The sequence below is a fragment of the Pandoraea horticolens genome, assembly GCF_902459555.1.
Classification (GTDB): domain Bacteria; phylum Pseudomonadota; class Gammaproteobacteria; order Burkholderiales; family Burkholderiaceae; genus Pandoraea; species Pandoraea horticolens.
In genome coordinates this window covers 108,040-127,915 of the sequence record NZ_CABPSM010000004.1, presented here as the reverse complement: position 1 = coordinate 127,915, position 19,876 = coordinate 108,040, and the positions used below count along the sequence as shown (strand labels likewise).

At 64.5% G+C, this 19,876-nt stretch carries 17 protein-coding genes; 12 read left to right on the top strand and 5 right to left on the bottom strand.

Annotated features, from left to right (window positions below):
* Positions 1–13 precede the first annotated feature (13 nt).
* The 7 genes from lnt (at position 14) to gloA (ending at position 7,799) form a co-directional block, all read left to right on the top strand.
* Entirely contained in the window at positions 14–1,579 is a 1,566-nt protein-coding gene (lnt, locus tag PHO31112_RS09050) for an apolipoprotein N-acyltransferase (protein ID WP_150620215.1), read from the top strand.
* Positions 1,580–1,774: 195 nt separating this feature from the next.
* A complete protein-coding gene (gene glyQ, locus PHO31112_RS09045) occupies positions 1,775–2,713 on the top strand; it encodes a glycine--tRNA ligase subunit alpha (protein WP_010804017.1) in 939 nt (312 codons plus the stop codon).
* Positions 2,710–4,827 carry a glycine--tRNA ligase subunit beta gene (gene glyS, locus PHO31112_RS09040; protein ID WP_150620214.1) on the top strand — a complete coding sequence of 706 codons (2,118 nt, stop codon included), beginning with the start codon at positions 2,710–2,712 and terminating at the stop codon, positions 4,825–4,827. Before glyQ ends, glyS begins: the two co-directional genes overlap by 4 nt.
* 32 nt (positions 4,828–4,859) lie before the next feature.
* Positions 4,860–5,453, top strand: a complete 594-nt coding sequence (gene gmhB, locus PHO31112_RS09035; protein WP_150620213.1) for a D-glycero-beta-D-manno-heptose 1,7-bisphosphate 7-phosphatase — start codon at positions 4,860–4,862, stop codon at positions 5,451–5,453.
* Between the two features lie 85 nt (positions 5,454–5,538).
* Complete coding sequence (locus PHO31112_RS09030; RefSeq protein ID WP_150620212.1) at positions 5,539–6,324, top strand: lysophospholipid acyltransferase family protein; 786 nt, start codon at positions 5,539–5,541, stop codon at positions 6,322–6,324.
* Positions 6,325–6,408: 84 nt separating this feature from the next.
* On the top strand, positions 6,409–7,287 hold the full coding sequence (locus PHO31112_RS09025; RefSeq protein WP_150620373.1) for a M48 family metallopeptidase: 879 nt from the start codon (positions 6,409–6,411) through the stop codon (positions 7,285–7,287).
* A 110-nt stretch (positions 7,288–7,397) separates the two neighbouring features.
* A complete protein-coding gene (gloA, locus tag PHO31112_RS09020; RefSeq protein WP_150620211.1) occupies positions 7,398–7,799 on the top strand; it encodes a lactoylglutathione lyase in 402 nt (133 codons plus the stop codon).
* A 119-nt stretch (positions 7,800–7,918) separates the two neighbouring features.
* Here gloA and PHO31112_RS09015 read toward each other — a convergent pair whose 3' ends face one another.
* A complete protein-coding gene (locus tag PHO31112_RS09015; RefSeq protein ID WP_150620210.1) occupies positions 7,919–8,356 on the bottom strand; it encodes a rubredoxin in 438 nt (145 codons plus the stop codon).
* A gap of 249 nt (positions 8,357–8,605) precedes the next feature.
* Here PHO31112_RS09015 and PHO31112_RS09010 point away from each other — a divergent pair, with 249 nt between their 5' ends.
* A complete protein-coding gene (locus PHO31112_RS09010; RefSeq protein WP_150620209.1) occupies positions 8,606–9,496 on the top strand; it encodes a DMT family transporter in 891 nt (296 codons plus the stop codon).
* On the opposite strand, the gene rsmA is transcribed toward PHO31112_RS09010, so the two are convergent.
* The 4 genes from rsmA to PHO31112_RS08990 are packed head-to-tail and all read right to left on the bottom strand — an operon-like array spanning position 9,471 to position 15,106.
* Complete coding sequence (gene rsmA / locus PHO31112_RS09005; RefSeq protein ID WP_150620208.1) at positions 9,471–10,304, bottom strand: 16S rRNA (adenine(1518)-N(6)/adenine(1519)-N(6))-dimethyltransferase RsmA; 834 nt, start codon at positions 10,302–10,304, stop codon at positions 9,471–9,473. The genes PHO31112_RS09010 and rsmA overlap by 26 nt on opposite strands.
* Before the next feature lie 10 nt (positions 10,305–10,314).
* Entirely contained in the window at positions 10,315–11,394 is a 1,080-nt protein-coding gene (gene pdxA, locus PHO31112_RS09000; protein ID WP_150620207.1) for a 4-hydroxythreonine-4-phosphate dehydrogenase PdxA, read from the bottom strand.
* A gap of 42 nt (positions 11,395–11,436) precedes the next feature.
* A complete protein-coding gene (locus tag PHO31112_RS08995; RefSeq protein ID WP_150620206.1) occupies positions 11,437–12,804 on the bottom strand; it encodes a peptidylprolyl isomerase in 1,368 nt (455 codons plus the stop codon).
* The gene (locus tag PHO31112_RS08990; RefSeq protein WP_174995633.1) at positions 12,797–15,106 is read right to left on the bottom strand and encodes an LPS-assembly protein LptD; all 2,310 of its coding nucleotides are present in this window, start codon (positions 15,104–15,106) and stop codon (positions 12,797–12,799) included. The genes PHO31112_RS08995 and PHO31112_RS08990 overlap by 8 nt, the downstream gene beginning before the upstream one ends.
* 214 nt (positions 15,107–15,320) lie before the next feature.
* Between PHO31112_RS08990 and PHO31112_RS08985 the strand changes: the two genes are divergently transcribed.
* The 4 genes from PHO31112_RS08985 to PHO31112_RS08970 are packed head-to-tail and all read left to right on the top strand — an operon-like array spanning position 15,321 to position 19,862.
* A complete protein-coding gene (locus PHO31112_RS08985) occupies positions 15,321–16,406 on the top strand; it encodes an aminoglycoside phosphotransferase family protein (protein WP_150620204.1) in 1,086 nt (361 codons plus the stop codon).
* A 19-nt stretch (positions 16,407–16,425) separates the two neighbouring features.
* Complete coding sequence (murU, locus tag PHO31112_RS08980) at positions 16,426–17,166, top strand: N-acetylmuramate alpha-1-phosphate uridylyltransferase MurU (protein WP_150620372.1); 741 nt, start codon at positions 16,426–16,428, stop codon at positions 17,164–17,166.
* 51 nt (positions 17,167–17,217) lie between these two features.
* Positions 17,218–18,549, top strand: coding sequence for an aminopeptidase P N-terminal domain-containing protein (locus tag PHO31112_RS08975; RefSeq protein ID WP_150620203.1), 1,332 nt, complete (start codon positions 17,218–17,220; stop codon positions 18,547–18,549).
* Positions 18,549–19,862 (top strand): UbiH/UbiF/VisC/COQ6 family ubiquinone biosynthesis hydroxylase, encoded by a 1,314-nt coding sequence (locus PHO31112_RS08970; protein ID WP_150620202.1) that lies wholly within the window; start codon positions 18,549–18,551, stop codon positions 19,860–19,862. The genes PHO31112_RS08975 and PHO31112_RS08970 overlap by 1 nt, the downstream gene beginning before the upstream one ends.
* The last annotated feature ends 14 nt before the right edge of the window (positions 19,863–19,876 follow it).

Sequence of the window (19,876 nt, the reverse complement as noted above, 5' to 3'; positions counted from 1 at the left end):
ACTCCATCGACCCATGCAGGAAATGACCGTCCACGCGCCCGAGCGGCGCACGTGGCCGGCCTGGCGTGCCCGTGTGCTCGCCGGTCTGGCCGGTATTGCGCAAACGCTGGCGTTCGCACCGCGCGACGTCTGGTGGCTGCAACTGCTCGCCATGGCGGGACTCTTCGCGCTCGTCGAGCGCAGCGCCTCGCGTCGCGATGCCTTCTGGCTCGGCGCTTGCTTCGGTGTTGCGTCGTTCGTATCGGGCATCTGGTGGCTTTACATCAGCATGCACACCTACGGCGGCATGCCCGGCGTCATGGCCGGTGCGGCGGTCGTGCTGTTCTCGATCTACCTCGCGCTCTACCCTGCATTGGCGGCGTCCGTCTCCCGTTGGGTGACGGCTGCCGGCCCATGGCGTGCGCTGGCGTTCGCGGGGGCCTGGACGCTCGCGGAATGGTTGCGCGGCACCGTGTTCACCGGCTTCCCGTGGCTGTCTCCCGGCTACGCCCACGTCGACGGGCCGCTGGCAGGCTTCGCGCCGCTCGTCGGAGTCTACGGCATTGGTGGCCTCGCGGCGCTGGCGGCCGCGTGGCTCGCCCACGCGGTACTGCCCGCCGCCGTGACGGCGCGGCCCATACTGCCCATGCGGCGTCTGGCGGCTGCGGTTTGCACGTTGGCGCTGCTCGGCGTGGGTGGCGCGCTCGCCCGCCACGCTTGGACGACGCCCTCGGGCAAACCGCTCACCGTGCGGCTACTGCAGGGCAATATCGCGCAGGACATGAAATTCGAGCGCGCCGGGATCGACCACGCGATGGCGCTGTATCGCGACATGATCGTCGCCGCACCGGCCGATCTCATCATCACGCCGGAGACGGCATTCCCGGTGCTGCTCCAAGGCATTCCGCCCGACGTGGCCGGACCGATCCGGGCGTTTGCCGATCGCACCGGCTCGCATGTCGTGCTCGGTGCCGTAGGCGCGACCCTCACCGACCGGGGGCCGACGGATCTGACCAACAGCCTGTTCGGCGTAACGCCGCGCGACCCGACGCTGCATCGCTACGACAAGCATCATCTCGTGCCTTTCGGCGAATTCGTCCCCTGGGGCTTTCGCTGGTTTGTCGACATGATGCACATTCCCTTGGGCGACTTCCTGCGAGGCACGGCCACGCCGGGCGGCTTCGCGATTCGCGATCAGCGCGTGGCGCTCGACATCTGCTACGAGGACTTGTTCGGCGAGGAAATCGCACAGGCACTGCGCAACATGCCCGAGCCCGCCACGGTGCTCGCGAACGCAACGAACCTCGCCTGGTTCGGCGACACCATCGCCCTCGACCAGCACTTGCAGATCGCGCGCATGCGCACGCTGGAGACGGGGCGGCCGATGCTGCGGGCGACGAACACCGGCACGACGGCGATCATCGATGCCCGAGGTCATGTGCAGGGGCGTCTGCCTGCGATGACGACGGGCGCGCTCACGGGTAAGGTCCAGCCTTACACCGGCCTCACACCGTATGTTCGCTTCGGCAATGTCCCTGCACTGGTGCTTGCACTCGTCGCGCTGGGCCTCGGTCTGGCAATGACACGCCGCTCGCGCTGAGCCGCGCCGGCACTGTCGAAATGACGCAGGGGGACGTCAAAATCCCCCTGTCGCACCGCCCAATGGGCACTGACGCCCCATTCGGGTCGAATTCCCGCTAAAATTCAACGTTTTAGTTTGCTGGCCGCGCTCGCGGCCGGGCCAGCGAACTGCGCAAAATCCGCATTTTTTCCTGTTCGTCCGCGCGAATTCATCATGCTTACCTTTCAACAAGTCATCCTGACATTGCAGGATTACTGGGACAAGCAAGGCTGTGCGTTGCTCCAGCCTTACGACATGGAGGTCGGCGCCGGTACCTCGCACACTGCCACGTTCCTGCGCGCGATCGGCCCGGAGCCGTGGCGCGCCGCCTATGTGCAGCCGTCGCGCCGTCCCAAGGATGGCCGTTACGGTGAGAATCCGAACCGCATGCAGCATTACTACCAGTATCAGGTGGTGCTCAAGCCGGCGCCGGAGAACATTCTCGACCTGTACCTGGGTTCGCTGCGCGCGCTCGGTCTCGATCTGACCGAAAACGACGTGCGCTTCGTGGAAGACGACTGGGAAAACCCCACGCTCGGCGCCTGGGGTCTGGGCTGGGAGGTGTGGCTCAACGGCATGGAGGTGACGCAGTTCACTTACTTCCAGCAAGTGGGCGGTCTGGATTGCAAGCCGGTGCTCGGCGAAATTACCTACGGTATCGAGCGTCTGGCCATGTATCTGCAACAGGTCGAGAACGTCTACGACCTCGTGTGGACGGAATGGGAAGAACAGACGGCTGACGGCCCGGTCAAGCGCCGCTTGACCTACGGCGACGTGTTCCATCAGAACGAAGTCGAGCAGTCGACCTACAACTTCGAGCAGTCGAACCAGCCGATGTTGTTCGGCTTCTTCGACAACTACGAGAGCGAGGCCAAGCGCCTCATCGAAGCCGAACTGGCGTTGCCGGCCTACGAGATGATTCTCAAGGCGGCGCACACCTTCAACTTGCTCGACGCGCGCGGCGCCATCTCGGTGACCGAACGTGCAGCGTATATCGGCCGTATCCGGGCGCTGTCGCGCCTGATCGCACAGGCCTACTACGCTTCGCGCGAGAAGCTCGGCTTCCCGATGCTGAACGCCCCTGCCGCCAAAAACCAAACGCAAGCCGCATGATGAGCACCGCACAACGCACCCTGCTGGTCGAACTGCTGACCGAAGAACTGCCGCCGAAGGCGCTGGCGCGTCTGGGCGACGCGTTCGCCGACGGCATTGCCAATGGCCTGCGCACGCGCGGCCTGACCACCGACGCCAGCGTGGTCACGCCGTACGCCACGCCGCGCCGTCTGGCCGTCACGATTTCGAATGTGCTCGAGCGCGCCCCGGACGCGAGCATCCGCGCCAAGGTGCTGCCGGTGTCCGTCGCCCTCGACGCCAACGGCAACCCCACCGCGCCACTGGCGAAGAAACTCACCGCCATGGGCTTTGCCGACCTGCCGGTCGCCAGCCTCGAGCGCGCGATGGACGGCAAGGCCGAAGCGTTCTTCCACACCTACACTGCGGCGGGCGCCCGACTGGCCGACGCATTGCAGGCCGCGCTCGACGAAACACTCGGCAAGCTGCCGATTCCGAAGGTCATGAGCTACCAGCGCCCGGATGGCGAGACGGTGCAGTTCGTGCGCCCTGTGCATGGCCTCATCGCCCTGCACGGCGACACGCTCGTGCCTGCCACGGCCATCGGCCTGTCCTCGGGCAACAAGACGCTGGGGCATCGCTTCCTGTCGAAGGGCGAAATCACCATCGCCAATGCCGACAGCTACGCCGCAGTACTGGAAATCGAAGGCAAAGTGCTGGCCAGCTTCACGGGCCGCCGCGACGCGATTCGCACGCAACTGCTTGCGGCCGCAGGCAACGACCATGTGGTAATGCCCGACGCGCTGCTCGATGAAGTGACCGCACTTGTCGAATGGCCCGCAGTCTACGCCTGCCACTTCGAGAAGGAATTTCTGGCTGTGCCGCAGGAATGTCTGATTCTCACGATGCAGACGAACCAGAAGTACTTCGCACTGACCGACAAGCCGCTCGCCGAGGGCGGCCGCCTGACGAACCGCTTCCTGATCGTCTCCAATATCGAGACCGCCCACCCCGAGCAGATCATCACGGGTAACGAGCGTGTGGTTCGCCCGCGTCTCGCGGATGCGAAATTCTTCTTCGAGCAGGACAAGAAGAAACCGCTCGCGGATCGCGTGCCGCTGCTCGCGAACGTCGTCTATCACAACAAGCTGGGCTCGCAGTTCGAGCGCACGCAACGTCTGGTGAAGCTGGCTGGCGCCATTGCGCAGATGATTGGTGCCGACGTGGCGCTGGCCGAACGCGGCGCGCTGCTGGCCAAGGCCGATTTGCTGACCGACATGGTGGGTGAGTTCCCGGAACTGCAGGGCACGATGGGCACGTACTATGCGCGTCACGACGGCGAAGCCGACGAAGTCGCCCGTGCGTGCTCGGAGCACTATCAGCCGCGCTTCGCCGGCGACGCGCTGCCCGCCAGCCACACCGGCATCGTCGTCGCGCTGGCCGACAAACTCGAAACGCTCGTCGGCATCTGGGGTATCGGCCTGCATCCGACCGGCGAGAAAGACCCGTTCGCGCTGCGCCGTCATGCGCTGGGCATCGTGCGCATGCTCGTTGAGCGCCGTCTGCCCGTCATGCTGTTCGACCTGCTGGAGGTGACCTACAAACAGTTCACTTCGGGCGTGGCCGGTCTCGAGTATCTGCACGAGGTCTATCAGTTCGTGCTCGATCGTCTGCGTGGCTATCTGCGTGAGCGTGGCTACGCCGCCAACGAGATCGAGGCAGTGCTGGTGTCGCCGTCGATGTATCTGGATCTGAGCGATCTGATCGAGCGCCTGGAAGCCGTGCGCGCCTTCTCGGCACTGCCCCAGGCCGAAGCGCTCGCCGCCGCGAACAAGCGCATCGGTAACATCCTCAAGAAGACGGCGCCGCCGCCCGATGGCGTGATCGTGCCGTCGTTGTTGATAGAGCCGGCCGAAAAGTCGCTCGCTGCCGCACTCGAGAAAGTCGCCCCAGTCGTGGAGCAGAAGTTTGCAGCACGCGAGTACGCGCAGGCCCTCTCGGCGCTGGCCGAACTGCGCGACGCAGTCGACGCGTTCTTCAACGACGTGATGGTGATGGCCGACGACGAGGCGCTGCGCAACAACCGCCTCGCGCTGCTCTGGCACCTGCATGTGCAGATGAACCGCGTGGCCGATCTCTCGAAGCTCGCCGCATAACCGCGGCTTAACGTCCCGGAAGCCCGTTCGCCATGGATTCGCGCAAAGATCGTACCCCCGGCCCCGCCGCCCGCAAGCTCGTGATTCTCGACCGGGACGGCGTCATCAACGCCGACTCGGACCAGTTCATCAAGTCAAAGGACGAGTGGGTGCCGCTGCCCGGCAGTCTCGAGGCGATCGGCCGTCTGAATCAGGCGGGGTACCGGGTCGTGGTGGCGACGAACCAGTCGGGCGTGGGACGCGGGCTGTTCGACATGGCAACGCTCGGCGTCATGCACGCGAAGATGTCGAAGCTGGCGGCGGCCGCCGGCGGGCGCATCGACGCGGTGTTCTTCTGTCCGCACACCGCCGCCGACGCCTGCGACTGCCGCAAGCCGAAGCCCGGTATGTTCCAGGAAATCGCGCGGCGCTACGAAACGGACCTGACCGGCGTGCCGGCCGTGGGCGACTCGCTGCGCGATTTGCAGGCCGCCGCCGCGGTGGGCGCGAAACCGCATCTGGTGCTCACCGGCAAGGGCAAGAAAACGCTCGCCGCCGGCAATCTGCCCGAAGGCACACGGGTGCATGACAGCCTGCAAGCCTTCGTGAACGACATGCTCGCCGAAGAGAACGCCAAGAGCGTATAAGTGGCGCTCGGCCGCCACATGACCCAGGACACGCGTCAAAACGCGTAGGACAATCGCTCCGGCACCCACTCCAGGCCAAGACCCGATGCTGCAATTTCGTTCGATTCTCTTCTTCATCTTCCAGATTGTCTGGACGATTCCGTATGCCATCGCGTGCATCTTGTCCTTCCCGTTCCTCTCGCGCGTGCAGCGTTACTGGTTCGCGGCGGGCTGGTGCAAAGTCGTGATTCGCGTGGCCGACAAGCTGTGCGGGATGCGTTACCGGGTGATCGGCCGGGAGAATCTGCCCGACCGCCCCGCGATCATCCTGTCGAAACATCAGTCGGCCTGGGAGACGGTTGCACTGCCCGCGCTCATGCCGCGCCCGTTGTGCTACGTATTCAAGCGCGAGCTGCTCTACGTGCCGTTCTTCGGCTGGGCGCTGGGTCTGCTCAGCATGATTCACATCAACCGCAGCAAGGGCACCGACGCCTTTCAATCGGTCGTCGCACAAGGCCGCGAGCGACTGGCCGAGGGTTCGTGGATCATCATGTTCCCGGAAGGCACGCGCACGAAGACCGGCTCGCGCAACAAGTACAAGTCGGGCGGTGCCCGGCTCGCAGCAACGACCGGCGCGCCCGTCGTGCCCATCGCGCACAATGCCGGACGTGTCTGGCCGCGCAACTCGTTCAAGAAGTACCCGGGCGAAGTGATCGTATCGATCGGGCCGGTCATTGAAACGGAAGGCCGCACGCCCGAAGCCGTCAATGCCGACGTGGCCGAATGGATCGAACGCGAAATGGTGCGCATCGACCCGGACGCCTACACGTCGAAGCCGAGAACAAGCGCGTCGCCCTCGGCCGACAAACCTGATGCCTCACCCCGGACCTGACCCGCACGCCGAGACCGTCTCATGTCGAAAGTCCAACCCGCTACCCGCGACATCCGCTCCCGGCATGAGACACCTGCTCCCCAGATGGAACTCGATCTGTTCGGCAACCCCGCCGCCGAAGCCAATGGCGTGGCCACCGATGCCCCCGGCCCGTCCGCTGCATTAAGCCCATCCGCAGCAGACACGAACACGCTGCAAACCTCCCCGCCAGGCACCTCCGGCCCGCGCCGGACACCCGCCAACGGCGAACGCGTGATCGTGCTGGACGGCCATGCGATCTATTACCGCTTCAAGCGCTCCTCGCGCCGGACCATCGGGTTCATGATCGACGAATCGGGGCTCGCCGTGACCGCCCCGCGCTGGGTCACGCTTGCCGATGTGGAGGCCGCCATCGTCGAGAAGAAGCGTTGGATCTTCAACAAGATCACCGAGTTTCGCGAGCGCGCCGCACGTCGTGTGGTGCCACGCGTGACGTGGGTCGACGGCGCCACGCTGCCATACCTCGGCCACACGCTGACCGTCCGGCTTGGCGAGCGAGCGGGCGCCGCGCAATACGACATTCATACGCACACGCTGTGGCTCGAACTGCCGCCGCAGGCCGCGCCGGAGCAAATGCGCGACCGCGTGCAAGGCTGGCTGCAGCAGGAAGCGCGCAAGCTCTTCACGACACGGCTGGAAGTCTACGGCGAGCGGCTTGGTGTACGCTATTCGGCGTTGGGGCTGTCGTCCGCATCGACCCGCTGGGGCAGTTGCAGTGCCGACGGGCGCATCCGCCTGAACTGGCGCCTGATCCATTTCCCGCTCGGCGTGATCGATTACGTGGTCGCGCACGAGTTGGCGCACTTGAAAGAAATGAACCACGGGCCTCGCTTCTGGCAGGCCGTGGCGTCGATCTTTCCGGAATTCGAGGCGGCGCGCGATACCCTCAAGTCGCACGCCCCCGAGTGGCTGCCGGAATTCTGAACGAATACTGATTCTGATTATCAGAATTTCTCAACGCCACATGAACGCAGCTCATTTTCATGGGCGCGGGTACAATCGAGGTCTCGTTGTCCCCACACGTTAATCACACCATGCGAATGCTCCATACCATGCTGCGCGTCGGCGACCTGCAGCGCTCGATCGATTTCTACACGCGCGTGCTCGGCATGCAACTGCTGCGTCAGAGCGAGAACCCCGAGTACAAATACACGCTGGCTTTCGTCGGCTACGGCGCCGAGTCGGAGAACACCGTGCTCGAGCTGACCTACAACTGGGGCGTGGAAAAGTACGAAATCGGCACGGCGTTCGGCCATCTGGCCGTCGAAGTCGATGACGCCTATCAAGCCTGCGACAAGATTCGTGCGGCCGGCGGCAAAATCAGCCGTGAAGCCGGGCCGGTCAAGGGCGGCACTACGATCATCGCCTTCGTGGAAGACCCGGACGGCTACAAGATCGAACTGATCCAGAAGCACTCGGCCAAGGGCGGTCTGTAAGACCGGTCTGCCCCGGCGCCATGAGGTGACGCCCCCCCCCCCGTTTGCGGTGGCCGCTTCCCGTATGGCGCCGCGTGGGGCGGTTTCGGTCAAGCGAAACGGTACGAGGCTTTCGGACCTCAGAACTCCACCATCGCGAAATCTTCCTTACCGACGTCGCACAGCGGACAGCGCCAGTCTTGCGGCACGTCTTCCCAGCGGGTGCCCGGCGCGATGCCATCTTCGGGATAGCCCTGCGCTTCGTCGTAAATCCAGCCGCAGATCACGCAGACCCATTGCCGTGACGCCGTGCCCCGCTCATCGCTCGACGCCGGCACGACGTCATCGCCCCGGGGGCTTTCGACCTGTTGCGAGGCCGCCGGATCTTGCAACGTGAATACCAGCGGCGATTCCGTGCCGCAGGCGTCGTCCGCCGGACGGCTCAGATGCGATTGCAGGGCAGCAAGCAACGCTTGCGCTTCGTCGCGGCTGAGATCGATCCAGTACGGATCGCCAGCCAGATCATTAAGTCGCGACGGGGAAAACTGAAGTTCGACGGCAGAGCCTTTCTTGTACATACGAGATGCGGCGATGAATGACGACAGGGCAAGCAGAAGCGGACGCAATAGTCCGCGCGGAGCATTGTATCGGCGCGGCGACGCGCAATAAACCCTTGAAGTGGGGAGACATTGTGCCGAGCGGGGAAACAATCCCCATCGAATTACCCATGTTGCTCGCACCAGAATGCGATGTGCGGCCGCGGTATCGGTGACAATGGGCGGCATTGCGTACTGCATGCACAGTGCATCGCCATCCTAACCAATTCCATGAAAACCACGCCACACCCGATCGATGCCACCGCGCTCGCCATCATGCTGGTCTTGTGTGCGATATGGGGTGGCCAGCAGGTTGCCGTCAAACTGGCCGTGCCTGTCGTGCCCGCCGTGCTGCAAGCGGGCTTGCGCTCCTTGATCGCCGCAATGCTCGTGAGCGGATGGATGCTGTGGCGCCGTCAGAAACTGGTGACAGGTGACGGCACGCTGCCCGCAGGCATTCTCGCCGGTGCGCTTTTTTCGCTGGAATTCCTTTGCATCTTCGTCGGCCTGACGCATACGACCGCCTCACGCATGGCCGTTTTCGTCTACTCGGCCCCTTGCTTCACCGCCATCGGCTTGCACTGGACAGTGCCAAGCGAGCGTCTGCGGCCGATGCAATGGCTCGGCATGGCCGCCGCCTTCTGCGGCATCGTGGTGGCGTTCTCCGACGGCAGCGGCTCTGACCTCGCGACGACCTGGCCCGGCGACCTGCTCGGCATCGCGGCGGGGTTGCTCTGGGGATTGACGACGGTGGTCGTGCGGGCGTCGCGCCTGGCGACGGCCGCACCGTCGAAGACGCTGCTCTATCAGCTCGCCGTCTCGGCCGTGGTGCTTTGCGCGCTGGCGCTGGCGACAGGGAACGTCCACATCGCCCCGATGACGACCACGGCGTGGGTGAGCCTCGCCTATCAGTCCGTCGGCGTAGCCTTTGCGAGCTATCTGATCTGGTTCTGGATGCTCACGCACTACAGCGCCGCCCGCCTCGCGTCGTTCTCGTTCCTGAGCCCGCTCTTCGGCGTGACGTTTGGCGTGCTGATTCTCGGCGAATCGGTCGGCTGGCGCTTCGGCGGCGCCGTCGTCCTTGTGTTCGCCGGGATCAGCCTTGTGAACCGGCGCCGCTGATCGCGCGCGAAAGACTCACGTATTCATCGACCGGGACATCCTCGGCGCGGCGGGTGAGATCGAACCCGAGGGCGTCGAAATCGACCCGGTCGCGATAGCTGTGCAGTGTGTTGCGCAGCATCTTTCGGCGCTGCGAGAATGCCCGCGCGACCACCGCTTCGAACACGTCCAGATCGACCTGCGGTAGATCGGCCACCGCACGCGGAATCATCCGCACGACGGCCGAATCGACCTTCGGCGGCGGATTGAACGCCTCGGGCGGCACGTCGAGCACCTTGTCCATCCAGTAGCGATACTGAAGCATGACGGAGAGCCGGCTGTAGTTGCTCGACCCGGCGGGCGCCACCATACGCTCGACCACCTCGTTCTGGAGCATGAAGTGCTGATCGCGCACGAGCGTTGCGTAACGCATCAGGTGAAAGAGCAACGGGCTGGAGATGTTGTACGGCAAGTTGCCGACAATGCGCAGCGGGGCTTCGTCACGGCGGTCTTCCGGGACGAGCGATCCAAAATCGAAATCGAGCGCGTCGCCCGCATGCACGCTCACGCGCTGACCGAACTTTCGCGAGAGACGGCCGACCAGATCGCGGTCGAGTTCGACGACGTGCAGATGCGCCAGCCACTCGGCAAGCGGCGTCGTCAGGGCACCCAGCCCCGGCCCGATCTCGACCATCAAGTCGTCGGCGCGTGGGGAGATGGCACTCACGATCGCGTCGATCACACCCATGTCGACGAGAAAATTCTGACCAAAACGTTTGCGCGCCACGTGGCCCTGTTGGACGCCCGTGCGCTTCGAAGCGCTACTCATGTGAAATTCCTTATGAACGCGGTTGTGCGGCGTCCGGACCGCCGGTCGTGCCGGCCGTCGATGGTGCGTGCGTTGCGGCGTTGGCCGCCATGATAGCCGCCGTGCGCAAGGCTTCGAGCAAGCTACCGCTCTCGGCTTGCCCCGTGCCTGCGAGATCGAGCGCGGTACCGTGATCGACCGACGTGCGAATGATGGGCAGGCCAAGCGTGATGTTCACCCCAGCGCCGAAGCTCGCGTACTTGAGCACGGGCAGCCCTTGATCGTGGTACATCGCGAGAACCGCGTCGGCCCCTTCCAGATGCCTCGGCTGGAACAGCGTGTCGGCAGGATACGGGCCACGGGCATCGATGCCCGCAGCGCGCGCATCGTCGAGTGCAGGGCTAATGACGTCGATCTCCTCGCGTCCAAGGTAGCCCGACTCACCTGCGTGCGGGTTAAGCCCGGTCACGAGAATGCGCGGACGCGTCAGACCGAAGCGACGCATCAGATCCTGATTGAGGATAACGAGTGTTTGCAACAGATCGTCGCGGCGAATGGCGCCGGGAACCTGCGCGAGCGGCAGGTGGGTCGTTGCCAGCGCCACGCGCAACCCGCCGCCAGCGAGCATCATGACGACACGGGGCGTGCCGGTGCGCTCGGCGAGATACTCGGTGTGTCCGGTGAAGGCCACGCCGCAGTCGTTGATCGTGCTTTTTTGCAGGGGGGCCGTGACGATGGCGTCGTAGGTGCGAGCTAACGCGCCGTCGATGGCGTCGTCGAGCAACGCCAACACGTAGCGGCCGTTGGCGGCGTCGAGTTGCCCCGGCTGCGCCGCGACCGCAAGCGGATGGTGCACGACGCGCACTCGCGCGCTTGCCAACAGCCCCTGCCACGCGTCGCCCAACCCCACGGCCTGCGCGCGTGCGGCGAGCAACGAGGCATCGCCGAGCACAGCGAACTGGCAACGGAAGAGCGTGGCGTCGACGGGGGGGCCGGCAGTCGCTTGCGCGGTGGACAGGCACTTCACGAGCGCCTGCACCGTCAGCTCCGGCCCGACGCCCGCCGGTTCACCCGTGGTGATGGCGAGGACGAAGGGCCGGTCGGGAGTCATGCCTGGAAAGGGAGGGGGTTGGCGAAACGTCTCATGCGACGCTTACTGCTGCGCGCTGTTCAGACGATAGTCGACATAAGCGCTGTCGCGCAGTTGCTGCAACCAGTCGCGGTACTGCTGCTCCGCCTTGCGGCCACGCAGTTCCTGCATTGCGAGATTGCGCTCCTGATCGCCCGAGACTTGCGACTCGCGGTGTCCCAATACCTGAATCAGGTGATAACCATACTCTGAGCGCACCGGGTCGCTGATCTGACCGTCCTTGAGTTCGGACATGGCTCGCTCGAACGCCGGCACCGTCTCGCCCGGCGAGATCCAGCCGAGATCGCCGCCCTGAGACGCCGAGCCGTCCACCGAGAACTGGCGCGCGAAGTCGGCGAAATCGCCCTTGCCCGATTCGACCTTCGCCTTGATGTCGAGCAGCTTCTGACGTGCCTGCGCTTCCGACACACCGTCGCCCACCCGGATCAGGATGTGACGCGCGTGGATCTGCGGTACGGTCATGCCCTGATCGCCACCCTGCTTGCGAGTCTCGACCAGTTTGATGACGTGAAAACCGTTGTTGCTGCGAAGCACCTGCGGCACCACGGTGCCCGGTTGCAGCGTCTGAATCTGATTCAGGTACAGATCGGGAATTCGTTCGGGAATGCGAAAGCCCATGTCGCCACCGTTGGTGGCGTCGGAGGCGTCAGAATACTGCTTCGCCAACGCCGCGAAGTCACCCCCGGCCTTTGCCTTGTCCAAGGCCTCGCTGGCCTTTTTCTGTGCAGCGCTGACCTGATCGGGTGTCGCGCCGTCAGGCAGCTTCACGAGGATTTCGCTCAAACGGTATTCGGTCGCCGATGGCGTTGCCGTCGCGCCGCGCTGCGCCGCGAGGAACGTGTTGATCTCCGAGTCGCTGACCTGCACCTGACTGTCGACTTCGCGATCGCGCAGACGCGCCAGGATGATCTGTTCGCGCACTTCCTTGCGGAACGCGTCCCAGGGCACACCGGCCTGCGACAGACGCGCCTTGTACTGATCGACACTCAGACGGTTGTCGGCGGCAATGCGTTGCAGTGCCTGCTCGACGTCGGCGTCTTTCACGACGATACCGTCTTCCTTCGCACGCTGGAGCTGCACCTGCGTGATGATCATTTGCTCGAGCACCTGACGCTGCAGCATGTCGGCGTCCGGAATCGGACGCTTGGCAAGCGTGAGCTGGTGCTTGGCCTCCTCGATCCGCGTGTCGAGTTCCTTGCGCGTGATCACGCTGTCGTTGACCACGGCCACGATGGAATCGACCGCACGTGCGGTCGACGCAGGCGCACCGGCGGCTTTGGCGCTGACCGGCGCCGGCTGAGCCACTGCCACCCCTGCCGCGAGACACAGGCCCGCCAGCAGCGAGGCACGCTTCACAAACATGTCATTCATAGTTGCTGAATCGAGAAGGAATCTGGTTCGTCGGCGGCGCCTGATAGCCCGGCACCCCGATCTTGAAGGCTTCTGTGGCACTGTTGCCGGACTTGGTCAAGCCCTTCAACTCCAACTGCCCGAAGATGCGCGTGGTCGTCGTAGTGGCATTGGTCGCGTACCGCTGGAGCCCCACCCGGAAGGCCCAGCAGTCGGCATCATACTCGAAACCCGCCAGGGCATCGATGAACGTCTTGTCGGTAATGCTGTAGTTCAATCGCCCGACAACCCCTAGACGTGGTGTGATCGGCCATTGACCGGAAAGTTCGACCTGGTTGATCGGCGTGATCGTCAATGCGGTTTGTCCCACGACCGGCGGGGGATTGCGCAGGTAACGATAGTACAGGTTGAAGACGCGGCGTTCGCCCGGACGCCATGTAATGCCCGCGTCTCCCCGGTTGAACTGCGACGTATTCGGACTGTACTGCACGTTCGACGTGAACGTGATGTTGTTATACAGCAGCGCCGAACCACCGACCAGGAAGTCGGACACGCCGGCATTTTCCGGCTTGCCGCCCGGCATCGTCACCAGAGATTGCTGAATGTTGTAACGCTGCGCGTACCAGACACGGCCACGCTCCACGCCGGACTCCGCATCGATCAGGCGCGACGTCAGCGCCATCGTGACGCGATTGGCGTCCTGAATCCGATCGACGCCAATGAACGAGTTCTCGCTGAAAATTTCGGCGAGGTTGAAGTCCGAAACCGCACTGTCGAAGATCGGGATCGAGCTCTGATTGCGGTACGGCGTATACACGTAGAACAGGCGCGGCTCCAACGTTTGCCGCATCGCCGTCCCGAACAGGTTCACCGGACGCTCGAACGTCAACCCGGTATCGAAGCTGAACGTCGGTACGGTACGCGTAATCGACGATTGCATCATCGATCCGTTCGGGTAATTGACATTGTACGAAGCGGCATTGAAGATGACCTTCGGTACGACGAAGTAGCCTGGCGTCAGAATCGGATAGCTCAACGTCGGCTGCGCATAGAGCCGCTCGCCATTCGGCTGGCCCGTCGACGATGCGATCTGGAACCGGTTGTACCGGATCGGCATCGTGAAATCGAAACCGTGGAAATCGAGCTTGTTGTATGTCGCCGACAGCTCCGGCACCGACTCGTACTGCGGCGCACTTGGCGCGAGCGTCTGATATTTCAGCACCCGGGCCAGGAACGACCAGTCACCGTAACTCCAGGTCAACCCCACTTCACGGTTGTACACACGCTGCACGCCAGTCTGGAAATTGGTACCTGCGCCGAAATCGTCCGGATAAGTGTCGTCCGAGACTTTCGTATAGTTGACGTAGGCATTAACGCCATAGCCGAGCGACTGGCTATGCTGCCACGTGAACGTATAACGGGCGTCGCCCGTCACGCGATCCTTCGCCAGATACTCAAGGTGGAACAACCCTGCGTACGTCGGTTCAAGATAGCGGAGGTCACCAATGAGCATCACACCACGCTTGGTCATGAAGCGGGGCGTGATCGTCAGGTCACGATTCGGCGCGATGTTGAAGTAGTACGGCGTGGACAACTCGAAACCCGTGCGGGTCGACTGCGTGAACGTCGGCGCCAGGAAGCCTGAGCGGCGTTCGGTCGACGTCGGGAACGACAGATACGGGCTGGCGAAAATCGGTACGCCTTGAAAGAACAGAATGCCGTTATACGCTGTGCCTTCCTGCTGCTCCTGATCGAACTCGAACTCGGACGCCTTGATGTACCAGGCCGGTGTCTGGCCTTCGTCCGTGCATGCGCAAGCCGAATAGGTGCCTCGCTGCATCGTCACGACGTTGTTCGCCTCGATGTCCGCCCGCTCCGACTTACCGCCCCCCCCCGACACCAGCCGGTAAGTCGGTGTCAGCATGTAGCCGTCGCCCGCGCCGGTATACATATGGGCCTCGGGGCCCACGAACAGATTCCCGCCCTGAGACAGATGCGCATTGCCGCGCGCCACGACTTCATCCGAGTCCTGGTCGTACGTCAGGCGGTCACCCTTCACGAACTGGCGGTATTTGCGCGCCTCGGCGTCGCCATCGACCGTCGCATCCACGTTGGTCCGGCCAGTCAGGTGCATGCCGCGCACGTACATCGGCACATCGTCACCAACACCCAACGGGTTGTCGACGAGCGCCGGCACCGTGCGCAGCACGAGACCGTCGCTCCTGGCGATATCGGGAGGGGGGGCTTCTTGTGCGCCGGCAAGCGAACACCACACTCCGGGAAGGGAGAGCAGGAGTGCCAGCGGCTTACGCCGCGTACGCATCAGGCGACGCAGCGAAGAATCATCATTCGTATGGACTTGTTTATCCGGCATGTACGCAAACAGCGTGACAATCGTGGCGCCGCTTGCGGGCAGCCAATCCCGTATGTCTGCACGGCTTTGCCGGGACATTCGGGACGGTCGATCGAGGTCGAGAATCAGGGCGTCGGGAAAACATGATCGGGTATTATATGGCAAGACGTTTACCGCCCCCATCATGACCGCACACCCCATTGCCGCCACGAGTGTTTCCAACGCTTCCCACCCGCTCTCCGACGCCGTCGATCCCCGCCTGAAAGCCCTGAGCGACTGGCTCGCCAGCGTGGCCGAACCGTTTGCGCTCGACATGACGCAGTGGGCGCCGGCGTCGGCAGACGCCAGCTTCCGGCGTTACTTCCGCATCGGCAGTCGCGATCCGGCCCATCCGAGCCTGATCGTGATGGACGCGCCGCCGCCGCAGGAGGATTGCCGCCCGTTCGTTCACGTCGCTCAATTGCTCGACGAAGCGGGCTTGCAAGCGCCGAAGGTGCTGACCGAGGATCTCGCGCAGGGTTTCCTTTTGCTGACGGATCTCGGACGCGAGACGTATCTCGACGTGATCAACGAGGAGAACGCGCGCACGCTCATGCGCGCCGCCCTCGACGCCTTGATCGTCTGGCAGAAAAGCTCGCGGCCGAATGTGTTGCCCCCCTACGATACGGCGCTGCTCCGGCGTGAACTCGACCTGTTCCCGGATTGGTATGTCGGCAAGCATCTGAAGGTGGAACTGAGCGCGGACCAACGGGCCACGCTCGATCGCATCAATGAGTTACTCATCGACAATGCCCTCGCACAACCCAAGGTGTTCGTGCATCGCGACTACATGCCCCGCAATCTGATGCCGGGTCTGCCAGGCACCACGGGGCCGGGCATTCTCGACTTTCAGGATGCCGTCTACGGCCCGCTCACTTACGACGTCATCTCGCTCATGCGCGACGCGTTTCGCAGTTGGGACGAAGAGCGCCAGCTCGACTGGCTGGCCTATTACTGGGAACGCGCCCGCAAGGCCGGCCTGCCGGTCGACGCCGACTTCGGTGAGTTCTATCGGCAAGCCGAATGGATGGGCCTGCAACGCCACCTGAAGGTGCTCGGCATTTTCGCGCGCATCAACTACCGGGACGGCAAGTCGCGCTATCTGGCCGATACCCCGCGTTTCATCGAATACGCACGCAAGGTCGCCGATCGTTACGCGCCGTTGCGCCCGCTGGCCAAGCTGCTCGACGAGTTGACCGGCCAGCAGGCTGACGTCGGCTACACGTTCTGAGGCGCGTCGCATGACAGCAATGAAAGCGATGATTTTCGCTGCCGGACGCGGCGAACGCATGCGCCCGCTCACCGACGTCACGCCCAAGCCCCTGCTGAGCGTTGGCGGCAAGCCGATCATCGTCTGGCAGATCGAGGCGCTCGCGCGCGCGGGCTTTGCGGACATCGTCATCAATCATGCCTGGCTTGGTACGCAGATCGAAGCCGCACTCGGCGACGGCAGCGCGTTCGGCGTGCGCCTCGCTTACTCGGCCGAGGCCGAGGCGCTCGAGACGGCAGGCGGAATTGCGAAGGCGCGTCCGTTGCTCGAAGGGGCCGGCAATATATTTCTGGCAATCTCGGGCGATGTTTTCACGGCGTTCGATTACGCGTCGTTGCGTCCGCAGGCTGCGCGTATGGCCGCACAGTCCGCGCCGGGAATGCATCTGGTGATGGTGCCGAACCCGCCGTTTCATCCGGCGGGGGACTTCGCGCTCGACGCGGCAGGGCGTCTGTATCTGCCCGAAACCGCTCCAGCCGCGGCCAGCCAGTTGACGTTCGGCAATATCGCGCTGTACGACCTGCGCCTGTTCGATGGCATCGCCCCCGGCACGCGCATGGCGATCACGCCGCTGTATCAGCGCTCGATTGCCGCCGCGCGGGCAAGCGGCGAGCGCTTCGATGGCATCTGGGAAAACATTGGCACCCCGGCACAGCTCGACGAACTGGATGCCGGCGTGCGCGCCCGGCAAGACCTCGCCCCCGGCAGTAGAATCGCCTGAATACATCCGAACACGCCTGAACTCGAACGAATAGACGAAATGGAGCCCGCGATGTCTGATTCCCCGTACCGTGCCCGCCGCGAGCGAGTCATCGAACAGATGCGCAAGGCCGGTGGCGGCGTCGCCATTCTGCCAACGGCGCCGGAAGTGCCGCGCAACCGCGACAGCGACTACCCTTACCGTCACGACAGCTATTTCTATTACCTGTCGGGCTTCACGGAGCCCGAAGCGGTCGTCGTACTCGACAGCCGCACGGGGCACTCGATCCTGTTCTGCCGCGCGAAGAGCGAAGAACGCGAGATCTGGGACGGCTATCGCTACGGCCCGGAAGCCGCACGCGAGACGTTCGGCTTCGACGCTGCCTACTCCATCGACGAGATCGATACGCGTTTGCCGCAACTGCTGGCCGACGCCCCCGCGCTCTTCTATGCACTCGGCGCTTCGGCTCAGCAGGATCGTCAGGTGCGTCACTGGCTGAACGCGGTGCGCGCGCAAAGCCGCACGGGGGTGTCTGCCCCGTCGGCCGCACGCGATATCCGCGCGATTCTCGATGAGATGCGTCTGGTCAAGGACCGCGTCGAAATCGAGATCATGGCGCGCGCCGGCAAGATTTCAGCCGATGCCCATGTGCGCGCGATGAAGGCGTCGCGCCCAGGGCTGCGTGAATATCATCTCGAAGCCGAGCTGCTGTACGAATTCCGCCGAAACGGCTCGCAATTCCCGGCTTACGGCTCGATTGTCGCCACGGGCGCCAACGCGACGGTGCTGCACTATCGCGCGGGCGATACCGAGTTGCGCGACGGCGATCTGTGTCTGATCGACGCGGCTTGCGAACTGGACGGCTACGCTTCGGACATCACGCGCACGTTCCCGGTGAACGGCAAGTTCACCCCGGCACAGCGCGAGCTGTACGACATCGTGCTCGCCTCGCAACAAGCCGCCATCGACGCCACACGCGCCGGCGTGCGCTTCGATGCGCCCCACGACGCTGCCGTGCGCGTGCTCGCGCAGGGCATGCTCGACACCGGCCTGCTCAAGCGCGACATCGCCGGCAGCCTCGACGACGTCATCGCCAACAAGTCGTTCAGCCGCTTCTACATGCACCGCACGGGACACTGGATCGGCATGGACGTGCACGATTGCGGCGAGTACCGTGAGGACGGTGCGAACGGTGAACGCCCGTGGCGGACGCTGGCCGCGAACATGGTGACGACCATCGAGCCCGGCATCTACGTGCGGCCCGCGCCGGACATTGACGAGCGCTACTGGAACATCGGCATTCGTATCGAAGACGATGCAGTCGTGACTGCAGACGGCTGCACGCTGCTCACGCGCGGCGTGCCGGTCGGCGCCGACGAGATCGAAGCCCTGATGCGCGGCTGATGACACACGCCCTGCCCCCCGCCTCGCCGACACCCGCCACGCCCACGGTGGACGAACATCCGGCGCGGCGTTTCGACGTAGCGATCGTCGGTGCCGGCCCGGTCGGCACGACGCTCGCGCTGATGCTCGCGCAACGCGCGCCGCAGTTGCGCATCGCGCTGGTGGATGGGCGCGGCGCACAGGCCGGTTACGACGACCCGCGTACACTCGCCCTCTCGCACGGCAGTCGCGAGATTCTCGCGCGCGCCGGAGCATGGCCGCATAGCGGGTCGGGGCTCGACAGCACACCGATTCAGCATATCCACGTCTCGCAGGCACGACGCTTCGGCAGCACGGAAATCGACTATCGCGATCACAGCGTTCCCGCGCTGGGTTACGTGGTGCGCTACGGCGCGCTGATGCGCGCGCTGGACGCAGCCATGTCGCGCGTGCCCGCCCGCTTCGAGCACGCCCCCGCCTCCCCGTCGGCGCCCGCTTCGCAAGATACGCCAGGCCTGCATCACTTCCGCCCCTATCGGGCAATCGCCCTGCGTCAGGATTCCCAACAGGTCACGATCACCCTCGGCACCTCGATCGACGACGAGGCGCACACGTTACATGCCACACTTGCCGTGAACGCAGAGGGTGGCCTGTTCGAGAGGCAGACGGCTCGCCCACGCGCACGCGACTACGGTCAGACGGCGCTCGTCGGCTTCGTCACCTGCGATCGGCCGCGCGTTGGCTGGGCATGGGAACGCTTTACCCCGGACGGCCCGCTGGCGCTGCTACCGCAGGAAAGCGGCTACGCGCTGGTGTGGTGTTGCTCTCACGCCGAAGCGAAACGCCGTCGGGAGATGGACGACGCGTCGTTCCTCGCGGAACTGCACACGGCGTTCGGCGACCGCATGGGCCGGTTCACATCGGTTACCGCCCGCGCCGGTTTCCCGTTGGGCCTGAACGCCCTCGGCCATGTCGTCGACGGCCGCATCGCCGCCATCGGCAACGCTGCGCAAACGCTCCACCCGGTCGCCGGACAAGGCCTGAACCTTGGCCTGCGCGACGCCTTCGATCTGGCCGACACGCTCGTTCGCAACGCGCACAGCGCCCCCCACCACCTTGGCGTGCCGGGCCCCGCCGCGCTCACCGCCTTCGCCCGTCGGCGTCGCGCCGACCGCGGCCTCACGATCCGCATTACCGACCTGCTGCCTCGCGTCTTCGGCATCGGCGCCGCCCCAGTCGCCGTTCTGCGCGGCATGGCGCTGGCCGGTCTCGATTTCGTCCCGCCGGTCAAAACCGCTTTCGCTCGCCAGATGCTGTTCGGCCAGCGCGGCTGAACCGGGCTTTCCCG